The organism is Chryseobacterium sp. AC417 (assembly GCF_979258215.1).
In genome coordinates this window covers 3,042,080-3,056,859 of sequence record NZ_OZ409845.1, presented here as the reverse complement: position 1 = coordinate 3,056,859, position 14,780 = coordinate 3,042,080, and the positions used below count along the sequence as shown (strand labels likewise).

Genomic DNA, 14,780 nt, shown 5'->3' with positions numbered 1-14,780 from the left:
AATCAGAAACCGATGTTGTAAAGCATCGGTTTTTTTATGTTAAAATCATTTCAAAACAGCTCCGTAGGAGCGGAAAGTTTGAAAAAACTTAGTAACAAAATAAATTGAGCTCCGTAGGAGCGATACTTTACAGATACTTTCATTTTCAATTGCAATTTCATTTTCACTATTCAAAATATTCAAAACACGCCAAATAATAAATTATCTTTGTGAAAGTAAAATAAGACGGCTTTTTGGAAAATAAAAACAAAACATCAGACTTTCTTCATATCGGAACTAAACTTTTGAAGTGGTATGATAAAAATGCAAGAGATTTACCTTTCAGAAATACAAAAGACCCCTACAAAATCTGGATTTGTGAAATTGTTTTCCAACAGACAAGAATTGCTCAGGGTTTAAATCACTACAATAACTTCATCAAAAGATTTCCTGATGTCCAGACTTTGGCTAATGCTGAAGAAAACGAGGTTTTATTATATTGGAAAGGATTAGGATATTATTCAAGAGCAATTAATATTCACAAAGCTGCACAACAAATCATTCATGATTACCACGGAGTTTTCCCTTCTGATTACGAAGAAATTTTAAAGTTGAAGGGTATTGGTAAATATACAGCCGCAGCGGTTTCAAGCATTTGTTTTAATGGAAAAATGCCTGCAGTGGATGGTAATTTCTACAGAGTTTTAAGCAGAATTTTCGCGGATGATTTTGATGTTTCAAATTCCAGAGCTTTCAGTTATTTTTCACAATTGGCACATTTGATTATGCCGGAAAATGTGGGAGATTTTAATCAGGCACTGATGGATTTAGGTTCGGAAATCTGTAAACCAAGAAATCCTTTGTGTGGAGAGTGTCCGCTGAATGATGACTGTCTGGCTTTTTCATTAAATAAAATTTCAGAATTTCCTGTTAAAACTAAAAAAGTAAAAGCGACTGATTTAGGATTAAAATACTATTTCGTTCATAGAAACGGAGAGTTTTTAATTCAGCAGAGAAAAGATGATTTCATCTGGAAAAAACTGTTTGAATTTCCACTTGAGATTTCTGATGAATTAATCCCTTTTATTAAAAGTGCCAAAACCGTTAATCATAAATTGACTCACAAGAACCTGAGCATAGAAATTTTTAATGTTGAGGTTGATTCAGAAGAGATATGGGAAAATTTTACTGTAGAAAATGACTTTATGATCACCAATGTTGAACGTTCTCACGAAAGGTCTTTTCCGAAACCTTTAGAAAATTATATTCAAAGTTATCAGACAGCTTACAGAATTCTTTAAGGATAAATTGTTCATTTGCTAAATGATACACCAGACGTTAAATAAAATCTTTTACAGAAAAACTAAGCTAAGATTCAAAACTCATTGAAATGCTGAAATTTGTGCCCTAAAATCTAAAATGTAATTTGTATTTTTGCAAAATGATTAGAAAAGTCATTTTTATTTTTGCTTCACTGCTTTTATTTTCTTGTGAGAAAGAGACTCAGCCAAAACCTTACGGTGATTTGAGATTAGAATATCCCACACCGAAATATCAGAAATTTGATAAAAACTGTTCATATACTTTTGAATACTCAGATTTTGCCAGAGTTATTGATGCAAAAAAGCCTTGTTGGTATTACATGACGTACCCGAAAATGAAAGCTAAAGTTTTTTTAACCTATTTTCCGGTAAACGGCGATTTTGCAGATCATGTGAGAGAATCTGAAAAAATGGTTTACGAGCATACCATAAAAGCCAGTTCTATTGATGCCAAATCTTTTCAGTATCCCGAAAGAAAAGTTTACGGAAATTTTTATGAACTGAAAGGTCAGACAGCATCTAATCTTCAGTTTTACGCTACAGACAGTACAAAACATTTTGTAACTGCCTATTTATATTTCGATACAAGACCAAAACCAGATTCTCTTGCACCGGCAGTTGATTACATTAAAAAAGATTTAATGCATTTGCTGGATACTTTTGAATGGAAAAATTAATACTTAGAAATACATTGAGGTTTTATCACCAAAATTTAAATAAAATATAAAATACATATGACATTGATACAATAGCATATGACCTTTAAAAAAAATATAAAATACATATGAAACTTTTAGTTGTAGGAAGTGTTGCATTCGACGCAATAGAAACGCCGTTTGGCAAAACAGATAAAATTTTGGGAGGAGCTGCCACGTATATCGGGATTACTGCATCGGTGATGGGAGTAAAATCCGGGATTGTTTCTGTGGTGGGAGGAGATTTCCCGCAGGAGCATCTTGATATGTTTACAAAAAGAGATATCAACATTGAAGGGTTGGAGATTGTAAAAGAAGGAAAAACATTTTTCTGGTCAGGAAAATATCATAATGATTTAAATACAAGAGATACGTTAGCAACAGAAGTTAATGTTCTTGAAAATTTCGACCCGAAGATTCCTGAATCTATGCAGGATGCCGAGATTTTACTTTTAGGAAATCTTCATCCTGGTGTTCAGTTATCAGTTTTGGAAAAAATGAATCAGCGTCCGAAATTGGTTATTTTGGATACCATGAATTTCTGGATGGATTCTGCGATGGATATTCTTAAAGATATGATTGCAAAAACTGATGTCATCAGCATCAATGATGAAGAAGCCAGACAGCTTTCAGGAGAATACTCTTTGGTAAAAGCAGCGAAGAAGATTCACACTATGGGACCAAAGTTTGTTATCATCAAAAAAGGTGAGCATGGTGCAATACTTTTCCATGACGGTAAAATATTTGCAATTCCGGCGCTTCCGCTAGAAGAGGTTTTTGATCCGACTGGTGCAGGAGATACTTTTGCAGGTGGTTTTGCAGCATATTTAGCTAAAAAAGGTAAGTTTGATTTTGAAACCATGAAGTCTGCATTGATCGTAGGTTCTGCGATGGCATCATTCACTGTAGAGAAATTCGGAACGGAGAGACTTGAGGAAATTACAGAAGCAGATATGTTGGCAAGATTAGATCAATTCAAAGAATTGACGACTTTTAATATCGAACTGTAGATAATCAGGCTTTTTAAGAAATATTTATAATAAAAAATTGAGTGTAATTCGTTAAGAATTATAAATTTGCAACTCGTTTAAAATAGTACAATGATAAATAAATTAAAAATTGCTTTTCTTTTTGGGATTTTCACTTTGTTGTTTTCAACAAATGCGAATGCTCAGCTAAAGCCGGGTCAATTAATCGACGGCATTGCAGCAGTGATAGGCAATGAAATTGTTCTGGAATCTGATGTTGAAGAACAGATGAATTATGCTAAGCAGCAAGGAGCCGGAACTACAGACAAATGTGAGTTCCTGGAAAATCTGATCAACAACAAATTTCTTGTTTTTGAAGCTAAAAAAGATACGCTTATTGAGAACCGTTCTGCGGCAATCAAAGATCAGGCAAATGCAAAATACAATCAGTTGCTTTCTCAGTTTCCCGATGAGAAGTCGATGTTGACGGCTTATAAATTCAGAACCGGATATGAGATGAAGAATGCGATCGAGAAGATCGATACAGATACCTATTACGGTCAGGCAAAATATCAGAGAATTACAGAAAAAGCTGACGTTACACCCAATGAAGTAACAGATTTTTATAACTTGTACAAATCTCAGCTACCTGAAATTAAAGATGAGGTATCTCTTTCTCAAATCGTGATGAATCCAAAATTGACAGAAGCTCACAAAGATGAGTTGATCAATAAATTAAAGAAAATCAAACAGGACATTGTTGGCGGAGAAAGTTTTGAAAGCCAGGCAAGAATTTATTCTGAAGATCCGGGTTCTGCTCCTAATGGTGGTTTGATGAAAAATGTATTCAAAGGTCAGATGGTAAAACCGTTTGAAGCAGCAGCTTTAAATCTTCAGGAAGGAGAAATTTCTGAACCTGTTGAGTCTGAATTTGGATATCACATCATTCAGTTGGTGAAGAAATCCGGGAAAGCTTATGATGCAAGACATATTCTTCTGATGGCAACACCAACCACTGAAGAAATTGCAACTGCAAAAAAGAAATTAGACAGCATCAGAGGTTTAATTACAGCTGAAAAAATAACTTTCAAAGATGCTTCTTTCAAATTCTCTGATGATAAAAGAACAAAATTCAATGCAGGAGTTATTCCTGGTGGTGACGGTTCAAATAAAATTGAAAGAGAAAGTGTTCCTGGAACAATCAGTTACGAATTGGCTGGTTTAAATAAAGGAGATATTACAGCTGCTTTTGAGGATGAAGATGACAGAAAAAGAAAAGTGGTAAAGATTGTGAAAATCGAAGATGTAATTCCTGCGCACCAGATTACTTTAGAAACGGATTACGACAGAATCAAACAGATGGCGCTGCGAAAAAAACAGGCAGAGATGGTTGAGAAATTTGTAAATTCAAAACTTTCAACAACCTTTATATCCATCGACGGTCGTTATGACGATTGTGCTTTTAAAGGAAACTGGAAAAAAGAATCCATCAAAAAATAAAATCAAAACCTTCAGACTAATCTGGAGGTTTTTTTATGCAAAAATGTTTTTGAATATCTCATAGAATCTGTGTTTTTAGTATTTTTACAGCATGAGCAATTTTATAGATTTCAATTCAGCAAAAAAACTTCACGAGATGCAGGAAAGCAGAAATAGAATTACAGAACTATTTAACATTCAGTATCCCATCATTCAGGGCGGGATGATCTGGCATTCCGGATGGAAATTGGCTTCTGCTGTTTCAAACTGTGGTGGATTGGGATTAATTGGTTCTGCGAGCATGTATCCCGATATTTTGCGCGAAAACATTCAGAAATGTAAGAAGGCTACCGACAAACCTTTTGGGGTCAATATCGCTTTATTATATCCCAATTTAGAAGAAATCATCAATATTATTTTAGAAGAAAAAGTGAAAATTGTTTTCACATCTGCCGGAAGTCCGAAAACCTATACAGAAACCTTGCAAAAAGAAGGATTGAAAGTTGCTCACGTAGTGTCATCTACCAAATTTGCCATGAAGTGTGAAGACGCAGGAGTTGACGCCATTGTTGCTGAAGGATTTGAGGCAGGCGGTCACAACGGAAGAGATGAAACCACAACCTTCTGTCTGATTCCCAATGTGAAAAAACATATCTCTACACCTTTAATTGCTGCTGGAGGTATTGCATTAGGTTCACAGATGAAAGCTGCCATGATTTTGGGTGCAGACGGAGTGCAGATCGGAAGTCGTTTTGCCGCAACCGTTGAAGCAAGCTCTCACGAAAACTGGAAGAAAAAAATTACCGAACTGAATGAAGGTGATACGCATCTGACTTTAAAAGAACTTGCTCCTGTAAGAATGGTTAAAAATAAATTTTTCAATGATCTGGAAGCTATCTATAATGTTGGCAGAAATTCTGAATCTTTGGTCGCAGCTTTAGGAAGAGCCAGAGCCAAACAGGGAATGTTTGAAGGCGATATGGAAGAAGGCGAACTGGAAATTGGTCAGGTCTCAGCTTTAATTGATGAAATTCTTCCTGTGGAAATGGTTTTTTCGAATCTCTTAAAAGAGTTTGAAGAAGCTAAAATGCCCAAATTTTAATATATCAAATGAGCAAATTTGAAAAATTCCCCTCCTCTGGAGGGGTGGATAAATTTTCAAAGAAAATTTAGACGGGGTGGTTCTTATTTTCAAAAGATTAAAAAATTATCAGTAGGAGCGGACTTTAGTCCGCTTTTATTAGTTTAAGGTTAATCGGCTTTAGCCAAAGTTTATAGTTGCCCGATTTCAGATTCTATATTTCTCCTCGCCTGAACTTCATATTTAGATCTGAAATATTCAGTTTTAAAAATACTTTCAAGTTCCAAAAAATGGTGTAAAACTTTCTTCCTTCCTGGTTTATAAAGAAAATCAGGATAAACAGCATATTCTTTTCTGATTTTTTTGGTGTAATCTAAATAAGTTTCAGGTTCTTTCCCCAAAACCGACAAATCAGCATCTAATAAATAATTGATATCATTATTTTCAGACTTCTGATGTGATTTTGTCGCTAAAATCTGTTCCGAAACTTCTTCAATATCCACTTTGCTTAAACCTAATTTTTCTATTTTTTGGTTGGCAAATTCGGCACTTTTCTCTTCATTAAATTTTGAAGTTGCATCATAAATTACATCATGATAGAACACTGAGAACGAAATATTGTTAAAGTTTACAATTTTATCTTTCACCAATTCCAGTTCAGAAAACATATTTTCCAGATGGTTCAGGTTGTGATAATGTCTCCCTTTTTCAGAATATTTTCTCGCAATTTCACTCCACAGAATTTCAATAAGAGAATTATCCTGATTCAGCTGAAAACATAGCTGAAAGAATCTTTCTTTTAAATTCATATTTATAAAAAAAGGAACTTAAAAAGTTCCCTGATTTGCTCCTAAATGCGCTTTCAACTCGGCCCATCCGCCACCGTTGTAACCATTTTTTAAACCTTCAGATTCAAGAAAATCCAAAGCTTTTCCGCTTCTGTTTCCACTTCTGCAGAATAAAACAACTGGCTTGTCGATTGACAAAATCTCTTCTTTTCTGTCTTCTACTTCACCCAAAGGGATATTCTGAGCACCTTCTATATTTCCGTCCATTTCCAGTTCCATGGGTTCGCGAACGTCGATTAATTGATAATTTCCTGATTTTAAAACTTCTGCTAATGACATAATCTAAATTATTTAGTGTTAAATGATAAAGTAAGGGAATCTTTTTACATCCTCAAACCTCAACAAATTTATAAAATAATCTTAGTTTTGCAATGCAAAATCATGAATACTGCTGCCGAAAAACATTCTCAATTGATAAAAGCCAAAGCTAAAAGTTTTGGTTTTCAAAATTGTGGAATTTCAAAGGCTGATTTTTTGGAAGAAGATGCCCGCAGTTTAGAAAAATGGCTGAATAATAACTACCATGGCGAAATGAAATACATGGAAAATCATTTCGATAAAAGGCTTGATCCGAGGCGTTTGGTAGAAGGCTCAAAATCTGTGATTTCATTGTCCTACAATTACTTTCCTGAAGAGAAAATTTCAACATTTGAAAATTTTAAAATTTCAAAATATGCTTACGCAGAAGATTATCATGAGGTGATAAAAGACATTCTTCGTGATATGGTTTCTGAATTGCAGAAGGAAATCGGCGATTTTGGTTTTCGCGTTTTTGTAGATTCTGCACCAATTTTAGAGCGAAGTTGGGCAAAGAAATCAGGAATAGGATGGGTAGGAAAAAATGCCAATTTAATCACCAAACAAAGCGGTTCGTTTTATTTTCTGGCCGAAATTATTTGTGATCTGGATTTAGTTGCGGATCACGAGACGACAGATCATTGCGGAAGCTGCACAAAATGTATCGACGCTTGTCCTACAGATGCCATTGTTTCGGATAAAATAGTGGACGGAAGCAAATGTATTTCTTATGCAACTATTGAATTGAAAGATCAGATTCCGGATTATTTTAAAGATAAAATGGAAGACTGGATTTTTGGCTGCGATATTTGTCAGGATGTTTGTCCGTGGAATCGTTTTTCTGTACCGAATCTTCAGGCTAAATTTAAACCGAATGAAGCATTAAAAAATTTCAAAAAAACAGAATGGAAAGAATTGACTCAGGAAATATTCTCAGAAATTTTCAGAAAATCTCCGGTCAAACGAACAAAATTTGCGGGTCTAAAAAGAAATATTGATTTTTTGAACCAATCTTCAGAGAAATTGAAGTAAGGTGTAAAGGAGAAAATATCTGTTCGGAAATTGTGCTTTCCAAAAATAAAGTGGGTTTTTTATCATTCCTTAAAATATTAATTTTAAAGAAAAAAATTTTTAAATGGTAAAAATTAAAAAAAGCCTTTTCTACAAAAGAAAAAATGACTTTCAAAAAGATAAGGTCTTTAAGAAAATCAACGTTTTTTCTGAGTTCTTTTAGGAGCTGTTTTTACTCTTACTTTTAATCTTTTTTGAGATTTCGTGTTTTTGTGCATATTTGTGAGTGTTTGATGACTAAATTTACTGATATTTCGGAATAAAACAAATACTTTTACGAAAAATTAAAAATTAAATTCTGTTAATATAAATCTTAAAGATGAGCGCAAAAATTATACTGATTTTTATCCTGAAAACTATCGGAATCCTTGTAGGAATAGTAGTAGTGTATGCTCTTTTAGGGTTTTTACTTCCGTTTATTCAGGTTTCAGCAAAAGATGATGGCGAAAAAAAGGAAATTCCCATTTACATTTATACAAACGGAGTGCATACCGACATTGTGATGCCTGTGAAAAACGATCTTCATGACTGGAGTTCCACAATCCCTTTTGCGAATACGAAGTCAAAAAGAACTGATTACAATTATATAGGAATCGGGTGGGGTGATAAAGGTTTTTATCTTGATACGCCAACCTGGGCAGATCTTAAATTTTCTACTGCTGTGAAAGCGGCGTTTTGGATGAGCGAATCTGCGATGCATACTTCATTTTACAAAACTATGACAGAGGCTTCTGACTGCAAAAAAATTATGATCAGCAAAAAACAATATCAGGATTTGGTGAAATTTATTGATGCTAAATTTGATAAAGATACCAATGGGAATTATCTACTGATTCCTACCAAAGCTGTTTACGGTGACAATGATGCATTTTATGATGCACAGGGAAGCTATAGTTTCCTCAATACGTGCAATACCTGGGCAAATGATGCCCTGAAGTCTGCCGGACAAAAAGCAGCATGGTGGACACCCACTGACTATGGAATTTTCTTGCACTATCAGTAAGATGAAGTTATTTTACTTACTATTTTCAGTGCTTATTTTTTCGTCTTGTAAAAACGAATCGAAGATTTCTTTTGATACCATTCTTTCTGAAAACGAAAATACTGTTGAACAGCAGAAACCTCAGTTAGACGTAGTCAAAACAAAAAAGAAAGCGCAGGAGGCGCTGGAGTTTTGCCGAAATAAAAAGATGAATACCGATTTCTGTATTTTGATAGATATGAGTCTCCATTCCGGAATCAATCGTTTCGTGGTATGGGATTTTAAGGAAAATAAAATTTCAAAAAAATATCTCGTAGGCCACGGCTGCGGAAGCAATTCCTGGAGTCGGGATGAATCGAAAGAAAATCCCACCTTCAGCAATGAAGACGGAAGTCATCTTTCAGCTTTAGGGAAATATAAACTGGGCGAAAGAGGCAGGAGCGATTGGGGAATCAACGTAAAATATCTGATGCACGGTCTGGAACAAACCAACAACAACGCTTTGAAAAGATTTATCGTTTTTCATTCCTGGGAAAAGATGAACGATGAAGAAGTATATCCGAAAGGTTCTCCGGAAGGTTGGGGTTGTCCTACCATTTCCAATAATGCGATGAGAGAGATTGATCCGATGATTGATCAATCTCAGAAACCAGTCCTGATGTGGATTTACAGATAAATCTCCCTGAATCAAAGTTAATGATAATCATTTTTTTAAAGCTTAAATCATTAATTTTCAACACACATTAGCAACGAAGCAATCAAAAAGAGTTGGTACTTCCTGCTTTTGTTTATTTTTGAAAAAAAACATATATCTTGAAAATATATTTCTGGTCATCATATAGAATAAAAAAATTGATAACCATAATCAATGGATTTGTAAACTGCGGTCAAATTCTTTGCCAACAAGTCTGGGAGTAGAATATGTAAAACACAATTAAAAAACCTCTGAAAATATTCAGAGGTTTTTTGTACCCAGTACCAGAATCGAACTGGTACATCTTTCGATACTAGAGTTTGAGTCTAGCGCGTCTACCAATTCCGCCAACTGGGCATCGTTTAAATTGGTGTGCAAATATAAGAACTTTTTTTAATGTTCAAAAACTTTTTTTTAAGTTTTCATTAAAAACTAATCTCCAAACCATCGTAGGCAAGGTGTATTCCGTGGGGAAGTAACTTATCTTCAACATCATGTAAGCCAAAATGGTGACTCAAATGTGTTAAAAATAATTTTTTTGGTTTTAACTCTTCGTACAGTTTAATCACATCAGGCAATATAAAATGAGCAGGATGAGGATCAGATTTCCGAATGCAGTTTAAAATAAGAACATCTAGATTGTGCAACTTTTCTTTTTCCTGTTCAGAGATAAAACCGGCATCAGTAATGTAGGCTAAGTTTTTAAATTTATATCCAAAAACGGAAATTTTGTAATGGGTTACCTCAATGGGAGTGATTTTTACATCTAAAATGTCAAATGCATTATTTTCAATAGTATGCAAATCAAAAGCAGGAGCTCCGGGATAACGCTCATCAGCAAATGCATACGGAAAACGATTCCTTACTTCATTTCCCACTCTCTCGCTACAGTAAAGTGGTATATTTTTTCCGCTTTTAAAAATCAAAGGCCGCATATCATCAAGACCAATTACATGATCGTTGTGCTCGTGAGTGAGAAGCGTAATGTCGATATGATTTTCTTTATTAATGAGCATTTGCTGACGGAAATCTGGACCGCAATCGATGAGAATTTTTTTATTTTCATCGGTTGTTACCATTGCAGATGCTCTAAAACGATTGTCTTTTGAGTTTTGGGACATACAAACCTCACAAGTACAACCAATAACGGGAACACCCTGAGAAGTTCCGGTTCCTAAAAATTTCAACTTCATTTTGTTTTGAGGTTGGTTTAATTTTGGTAAATTTACGAAAAATTTAATGTCCTAATGTATCAGAAACTAACTCCTAAACAAAAAGCATTAACAATTAATCTAGATCCTACTATTTATGGTACTTTCGCAGAAATTGGAGCAGGACAGGAAACTGTACGACACTTTTTTAGAGCAGGAGGAGCTTCCGGTACGATCGCTAAGGCGATGTCGGCTTACGACAAAGATTTTAGTGATGCCATCTACGGAAAAGAAGTTAAAAACAGATATGTAACCCAGAACAGACTTCGAAAAATGCTTCGCTACGAAGTTTCATTGATCGAAGAGAGGATTTCGAGAGAAAACAGCCCAAACAGAAAGTTTTTTTCTTACGCAAATACCGTAACAACCATCAATTTTGACAAAACTTTAAAAGGTCACGGTTGGGTAGGAATCCGTTTTCAGGTAAAAGAGAATGAAGATTATAATGAAGTTGTCATTCATGTAAAATTCAAAGAAAATGACGCTACTTTACAGCAGGAAACTCTTGGTAATTTGGGTGTGAATCTTATTTTCGGAGCATTTACTTATTTTGATAATCCGAGAAGACTGATAGAATCTTTGTATGACGATGTGGCTACCGACAATCTTGAAATTGATATGATCGATTTCAGCGGTCCGGCTTTCGCTTACGTTGATAACAGACTGATGTCTTTGCAGTTGGTGAAGAATAACATGACGGATGCCGTAATTTTTAATTCTCAAGGCAATAATATGCTTCCAGCGGATGTTTTGTACAAAAAAAACATTTTCGCTGTACGGGGAAGTTTCAGACCGGTTACGAGAGTAAATATTGATATGCTGCGCAACGGAATGGATATGTTCCTGAAAGATGCCATCTGTACACAAGAAGAAACTGAGGTTTTAATTGAAATTACCATCTCAAACCTGCGTGCAGACGGAGATATTGATGAGCGTGATTTCTTAGATAGAGTAGACGTTCTTGGTAAACTGGGTTATACGGTAATCATTTCAAATTTCTCAGAATATTACAGATTGATCGATTATTTCTCTCATTATACCAATGGCGATATTGGCGTTGCAATGGGAGTAAACAATATGTTGATGGTGTTTGATGAGAAATATTACAAAGATCTTTCCGGAGGAATTTTGGAAGCTTTTGGTAAATTCTTCCGAAATGGAATGAGAGTTTACCTTTATCCTTACAAAGATCCTGAAACTCATGAGCTTTTAAATTCTGAAAATCTTAAAGTAGAAGAAAGTCTGAAAGAATTGTATAAATATTTCAAATTGAATAACCGTATTGTAGACATTAAAAACTATGATCCGGAGTTTTTGGAAATTTATTCGAGAGAGATACTGAGAAAAATAGCCTGCAACGTAAGCGGTTGGGAAAATCAGGTGCCGGAAGGTGTTGCTGAAATGATAAAAGAAAGAGGAATGTTCGGTTATAAACAGGAACTTTCTCTAAAACAATTTTCTTAAAAACAAATTAAAATGTCTGAATTAAAAAAACGACTTTCGTTTATTCTTGAAAGTCCAAAGCATAATACCAATGAGAAACTTGAGAAAGTTTGCCATTTACTGGATCAGGAAATTTCTTATTTCAACTGGACGGGTTTCTACTTCAAAAACGGAGATAAAGATGAGCTGAAATTAGGTCCTTACGTTGGCGCAGAAACAGATCACATTATCATTCCTTACGGAAAGGGAATTTGTGGCCAGGTTGCGGTTTCTAACGAAACTTTCGTTGTTCCGGACGTGCAATTGCAGGATAATTATCTGAGCTGTTCGATTGATACAAAAGCTGAAATCGTAGTTCCGATTTTTAAAAATGGAGAAAATATAGGTCAGATCGATATCGATTCTCACACGATTGATCCTTTTACAAAAGAAGATTTAGAATTGCTGGAATGGCTTTGTAATGAGGTTTCAAAAATTTTGTAATCTTATTTAAATTTAAAAATATAATCTCCGGTGAAAATCGGAGTTTTTTTGTGATTAATATTGATAGAAGCGGGCTTTAGCCCGTTTAAAAATTAAAAAATCATCTGGCTTTAGCCAAAACTTAATGATTAAATTCAGCAATTAATTCCTTAAAATAATCCTCGCACTTCGCAATATGCGTTCCGTACCAGGAAAAAGCTTCACCATCAACAATCATCATCTTCTTGTCAGGATAAAATTCTTTCAATTCTGCAACATGTTTTTCTTTGAAAGGAAATGGTTCTGAAGAAAGCATAACCACATCCGCTTCCGCTAAATCTTCAACCTGAATTTCAGGATAACGGGTTTGATTTTTAAAAATATTTTCAAAACCAATTTCACTAAGAATATGGTGAATAAAAGTGTCTGAACCCACCGTCATGTAAGGGTTTTTCCAAATCAGATACGCAACTTTTATTTTTGAATATAATTTCGACTGATTAAGAACATCATATATTTTCAGATTAAAAATTTGGGCTTTTTCTTCTGCATTAAACATCAAGCCTAAGTTTTTAACTAAATAGTAATTGTCTTCAATCGTCTCCGTATTATACACAACCACTTTGAAATCTTTCATTAAAGTTTCAACCTGTTCTTTTACATTTTCTTCTTTGTTGGCTAAAATTATATCGGGATGAAGACTTTTTATTTTCTCCAGATTCAAGTTTTTTGTACCCCCGATGATTTCAATATTTTTTACCTTATCTGCAGGATGAATGCAGAATTTTGTTCTTCCGATGACTTCTTTTTCGGTTAATCCCAAATCAAATAAAGCTTCGGTAATTGATGGAACGAGAGAAATAACTTTCATGACTAGATTGTAGACTTTCTCTAAAATTACAAAAGTTTTCCGGTTAAGAAAAGTCCGGCAATCGTAAAGTAAATAATCAAACCTGTTACATCAACCAATGTTGCAACAAACGGGGCAGAAGAAGTTGCCGGGTCAAGATTGAATTTTTTAAGAATAAAAGGAACCATGGATCCCGATAAAGTTCCCCAAAGTACGATCATAGACAGCGACATTCCTGCGCTGAGTGCGATAAAGAACCAATAATCACCATAATCAAACCAGCCCATCTCATGCCAGATCATAATTCTGAAAAAACCGATGACTCCAAGAAAAGTACCTAAAATAGCACCTGTTAATAATTCTTTTTTCATCACAGTCCACCAGTCTTTGATGGTGATTTCCTGAAGTGCCATCGCACGGATTATCAAAGTAGCAGCCTGAGATCCGGAATTTCCGCCACTTGATATAATTAATGGAATAAAAAGGGCAAGTACAACTGCTTTTTCGATTTCGTTTTCATAATATCCCATTACAGAAGCAGTGATCAATTGCAGGAAAAACAAAACAATCAGCCAAAGACCTCTTTTTTTGATCATTTCAAACCAGTGTGTCTGAATATAAGGATCATCCAAAGCTTCAACACCCCCAAACTTCTGAATATCTTCGGTGTTTTGAGATTCAATTTGATCTAAAATGTCATCGATGGTTACAATTCCCACCAAAACCCCGGCTTCGGTGATAATCGGAAGTGCAGTGCGGTCATATTTTTCAAAATACGTTACAGCAGCTTCTTTGGAAGTTGTTGTTTTAATGGCAACAAATTGATCGTCAGTAAGATCAGAAACTAATGTGTCATCTTCTACCAATAATAAACTTCCGAGTGCCAAATCGTCAATCAGACGGTTTCTCTCATCCACTACATACAGATGATTGATGGTTTCGACTCTTTTTCCTACTTTTTTGATCTGCTGAAGACATCTTTTTACCGTCCATTCTTTCCTGATTTGAATGTAGTAAGGAGTCATCAATCGCGCAATAGAATCAGAATCGTAACCCAGAAGTTTTAATGCAATTCTCCTTTCCTGCGGATTCAGATGATTGATGGAATATTTAATTAATTCGTCCGGAAAATCTTCAAACAGGGCAGTTCTGTCATCGGGAGTCATCGCATTAAGAATTTCTGAAACCTCTTCACTACCGATACTTCTGATGGTTTCTTCCTGGAAATCAGGATCAAGATGAGAAAAAACATCAGCTTTGTATTCTTTCGGAACTTTTAAAAATGCCAATAACCTTTCATCAGCATGAAGTTCGCTAAGTCTTTCGGCAATATCTGCTGGGTTGAAGGTAAGCTCGTCTGTGTGATTCAAAACCTGAATTTTTGGATACGCAAAAATA

15 protein-coding genes and 1 tRNA gene are annotated in these 14,780 nt (G+C 34.9%); 10 read left to right on the top strand and 6 right to left on the bottom strand.

The features are described 5' to 3' along the window. The first annotated feature begins 233 nt into the window (after positions 1-233). The 5 genes from mutY (at position 234) to ACZZ9T_RS14525 (ending at position 5,545) form a co-directional block, all read left to right on the top strand. Positions 234-1,280, top strand: coding sequence for an A/G-specific adenine glycosylase (gene mutY, locus ACZZ9T_RS14545; protein ID WP_463442681.1), 1,047 nt, complete (start codon positions 234-236; stop codon positions 1,278-1,280). Between the two features lie 140 nt (positions 1,281-1,420). After that, on the top strand, positions 1,421-1,978 hold the full coding sequence (gldD, locus tag ACZZ9T_RS14540) for a gliding motility lipoprotein GldD (RefSeq protein WP_463433399.1): 558 nt from the start codon (positions 1,421-1,423) through the stop codon (positions 1,976-1,978). A 107-nt stretch (positions 1,979-2,085) separates the two neighbouring features. Further along, a complete protein-coding gene (locus ACZZ9T_RS14535) occupies positions 2,086-3,006 on the top strand; it encodes a PfkB family carbohydrate kinase (protein WP_463433397.1) in 921 nt (306 codons plus the stop codon). A gap of 90 nt (positions 3,007-3,096) precedes the next feature. Beyond that, positions 3,097-4,464, top strand: a complete 1,368-nt coding sequence (locus ACZZ9T_RS14530) for a peptidylprolyl isomerase (RefSeq protein ID WP_463442680.1) — start codon at positions 3,097-3,099, stop codon at positions 4,462-4,464. A gap of 91 nt (positions 4,465-4,555) precedes the next feature. Next, complete coding sequence (locus ACZZ9T_RS14525; protein WP_463442679.1) at positions 4,556-5,545, top strand: NAD(P)H-dependent flavin oxidoreductase; 990 nt, start codon at positions 4,556-4,558, stop codon at positions 5,543-5,545. A gap of 170 nt (positions 5,546-5,715) precedes the next feature. Here ACZZ9T_RS14525 and ACZZ9T_RS14520 read toward each other — a convergent pair whose 3' ends face one another. Further along, the gene (locus tag ACZZ9T_RS14520) at positions 5,716-6,333 is read right to left on the bottom strand and encodes an HD domain-containing protein (protein ID WP_463442678.1); all 618 of its coding nucleotides are present in this window, start codon (positions 6,331-6,333) and stop codon (positions 5,716-5,718) included. Between the two features lie 18 nt (positions 6,334-6,351). Continuing rightward, the gene (locus tag ACZZ9T_RS14515; RefSeq protein WP_463433389.1) at positions 6,352-6,651 is read right to left on the bottom strand and encodes a rhodanese-like domain-containing protein; all 300 of its coding nucleotides are present in this window, start codon (positions 6,649-6,651) and stop codon (positions 6,352-6,354) included. Between the two features lie 102 nt (positions 6,652-6,753). Between ACZZ9T_RS14515 and queG the strand changes: the two genes are divergently transcribed. From queG to ACZZ9T_RS14500, 3 genes are all read left to right on the top strand, one after another. After that, positions 6,754-7,701 (top strand): tRNA epoxyqueuosine(34) reductase QueG, encoded by a 948-nt coding sequence (gene queG, locus ACZZ9T_RS14510; RefSeq protein WP_463442677.1) that lies wholly within the window; start codon positions 6,754-6,756, stop codon positions 7,699-7,701. Positions 7,702-8,059: 358 nt separating this feature from the next. After that, positions 8,060-8,743: a TIGR02117 family protein gene (locus ACZZ9T_RS14505; protein ID WP_463433385.1), complete on the top strand. Its 684-nt coding sequence runs from the start codon at positions 8,060-8,062 to the stop codon at positions 8,741-8,743. A 1-nt stretch (position 8,744) separates the two neighbouring features. Beyond that, positions 8,745-9,398 carry a murein L,D-transpeptidase catalytic domain-containing protein gene (locus tag ACZZ9T_RS14500; protein ID WP_463442676.1) on the top strand — a complete coding sequence of 218 codons (654 nt, stop codon included), beginning with the start codon at positions 8,745-8,747 and terminating at the stop codon, positions 9,396-9,398. A 293-nt stretch (positions 9,399-9,691) separates the two neighbouring features. On the opposite strand, the gene ACZZ9T_RS14495 is transcribed toward ACZZ9T_RS14500, so the two are convergent. Both ACZZ9T_RS14495 and ACZZ9T_RS14490 read right to left on the bottom strand, forming a co-directional pair. Then, positions 9,692-9,773 (bottom strand) — tRNA-Leu (locus tag ACZZ9T_RS14495). Positions 9,774-9,841: 68 nt separating this feature from the next. Then, positions 9,842-10,609, bottom strand: coding sequence for an MBL fold metallo-hydrolase (locus ACZZ9T_RS14490; protein WP_463442675.1), 768 nt, complete (start codon positions 10,607-10,609; stop codon positions 9,842-9,844). A gap of 54 nt (positions 10,610-10,663) precedes the next feature. Between ACZZ9T_RS14490 and ACZZ9T_RS14485 the strand changes: the two genes are divergently transcribed. Next, positions 10,664-12,091: a TonB-dependent receptor gene (locus ACZZ9T_RS14485; protein WP_463442674.1), complete on the top strand. Its 1,428-nt coding sequence runs from the start codon at positions 10,664-10,666 to the stop codon at positions 12,089-12,091. Between the two features lie 12 nt (positions 12,092-12,103). Further along, entirely contained in the window at positions 12,104-12,553 is a 450-nt protein-coding gene (locus ACZZ9T_RS14480) for a GAF domain-containing protein (RefSeq protein ID WP_463433291.1), read from the top strand. Positions 12,554-12,674: 121 nt separating this feature from the next. On the opposite strand, the gene ACZZ9T_RS14475 is transcribed toward ACZZ9T_RS14480, so the two are convergent. Both ACZZ9T_RS14475 and mgtE read right to left on the bottom strand, forming a co-directional pair. Further along, complete coding sequence (locus tag ACZZ9T_RS14475; RefSeq protein ID WP_463442673.1) at positions 12,675-13,403, bottom strand: ABC transporter substrate-binding protein; 729 nt, start codon at positions 13,401-13,403, stop codon at positions 12,675-12,677. A 26-nt stretch (positions 13,404-13,429) separates the two neighbouring features. After that, complete coding sequence (gene mgtE / locus ACZZ9T_RS14470; protein WP_463442672.1) at positions 13,430-14,752, bottom strand: magnesium transporter; 1,323 nt, start codon at positions 14,750-14,752, stop codon at positions 13,430-13,432. Between the last annotated feature and the right edge of the window lie 28 nt (positions 14,753-14,780).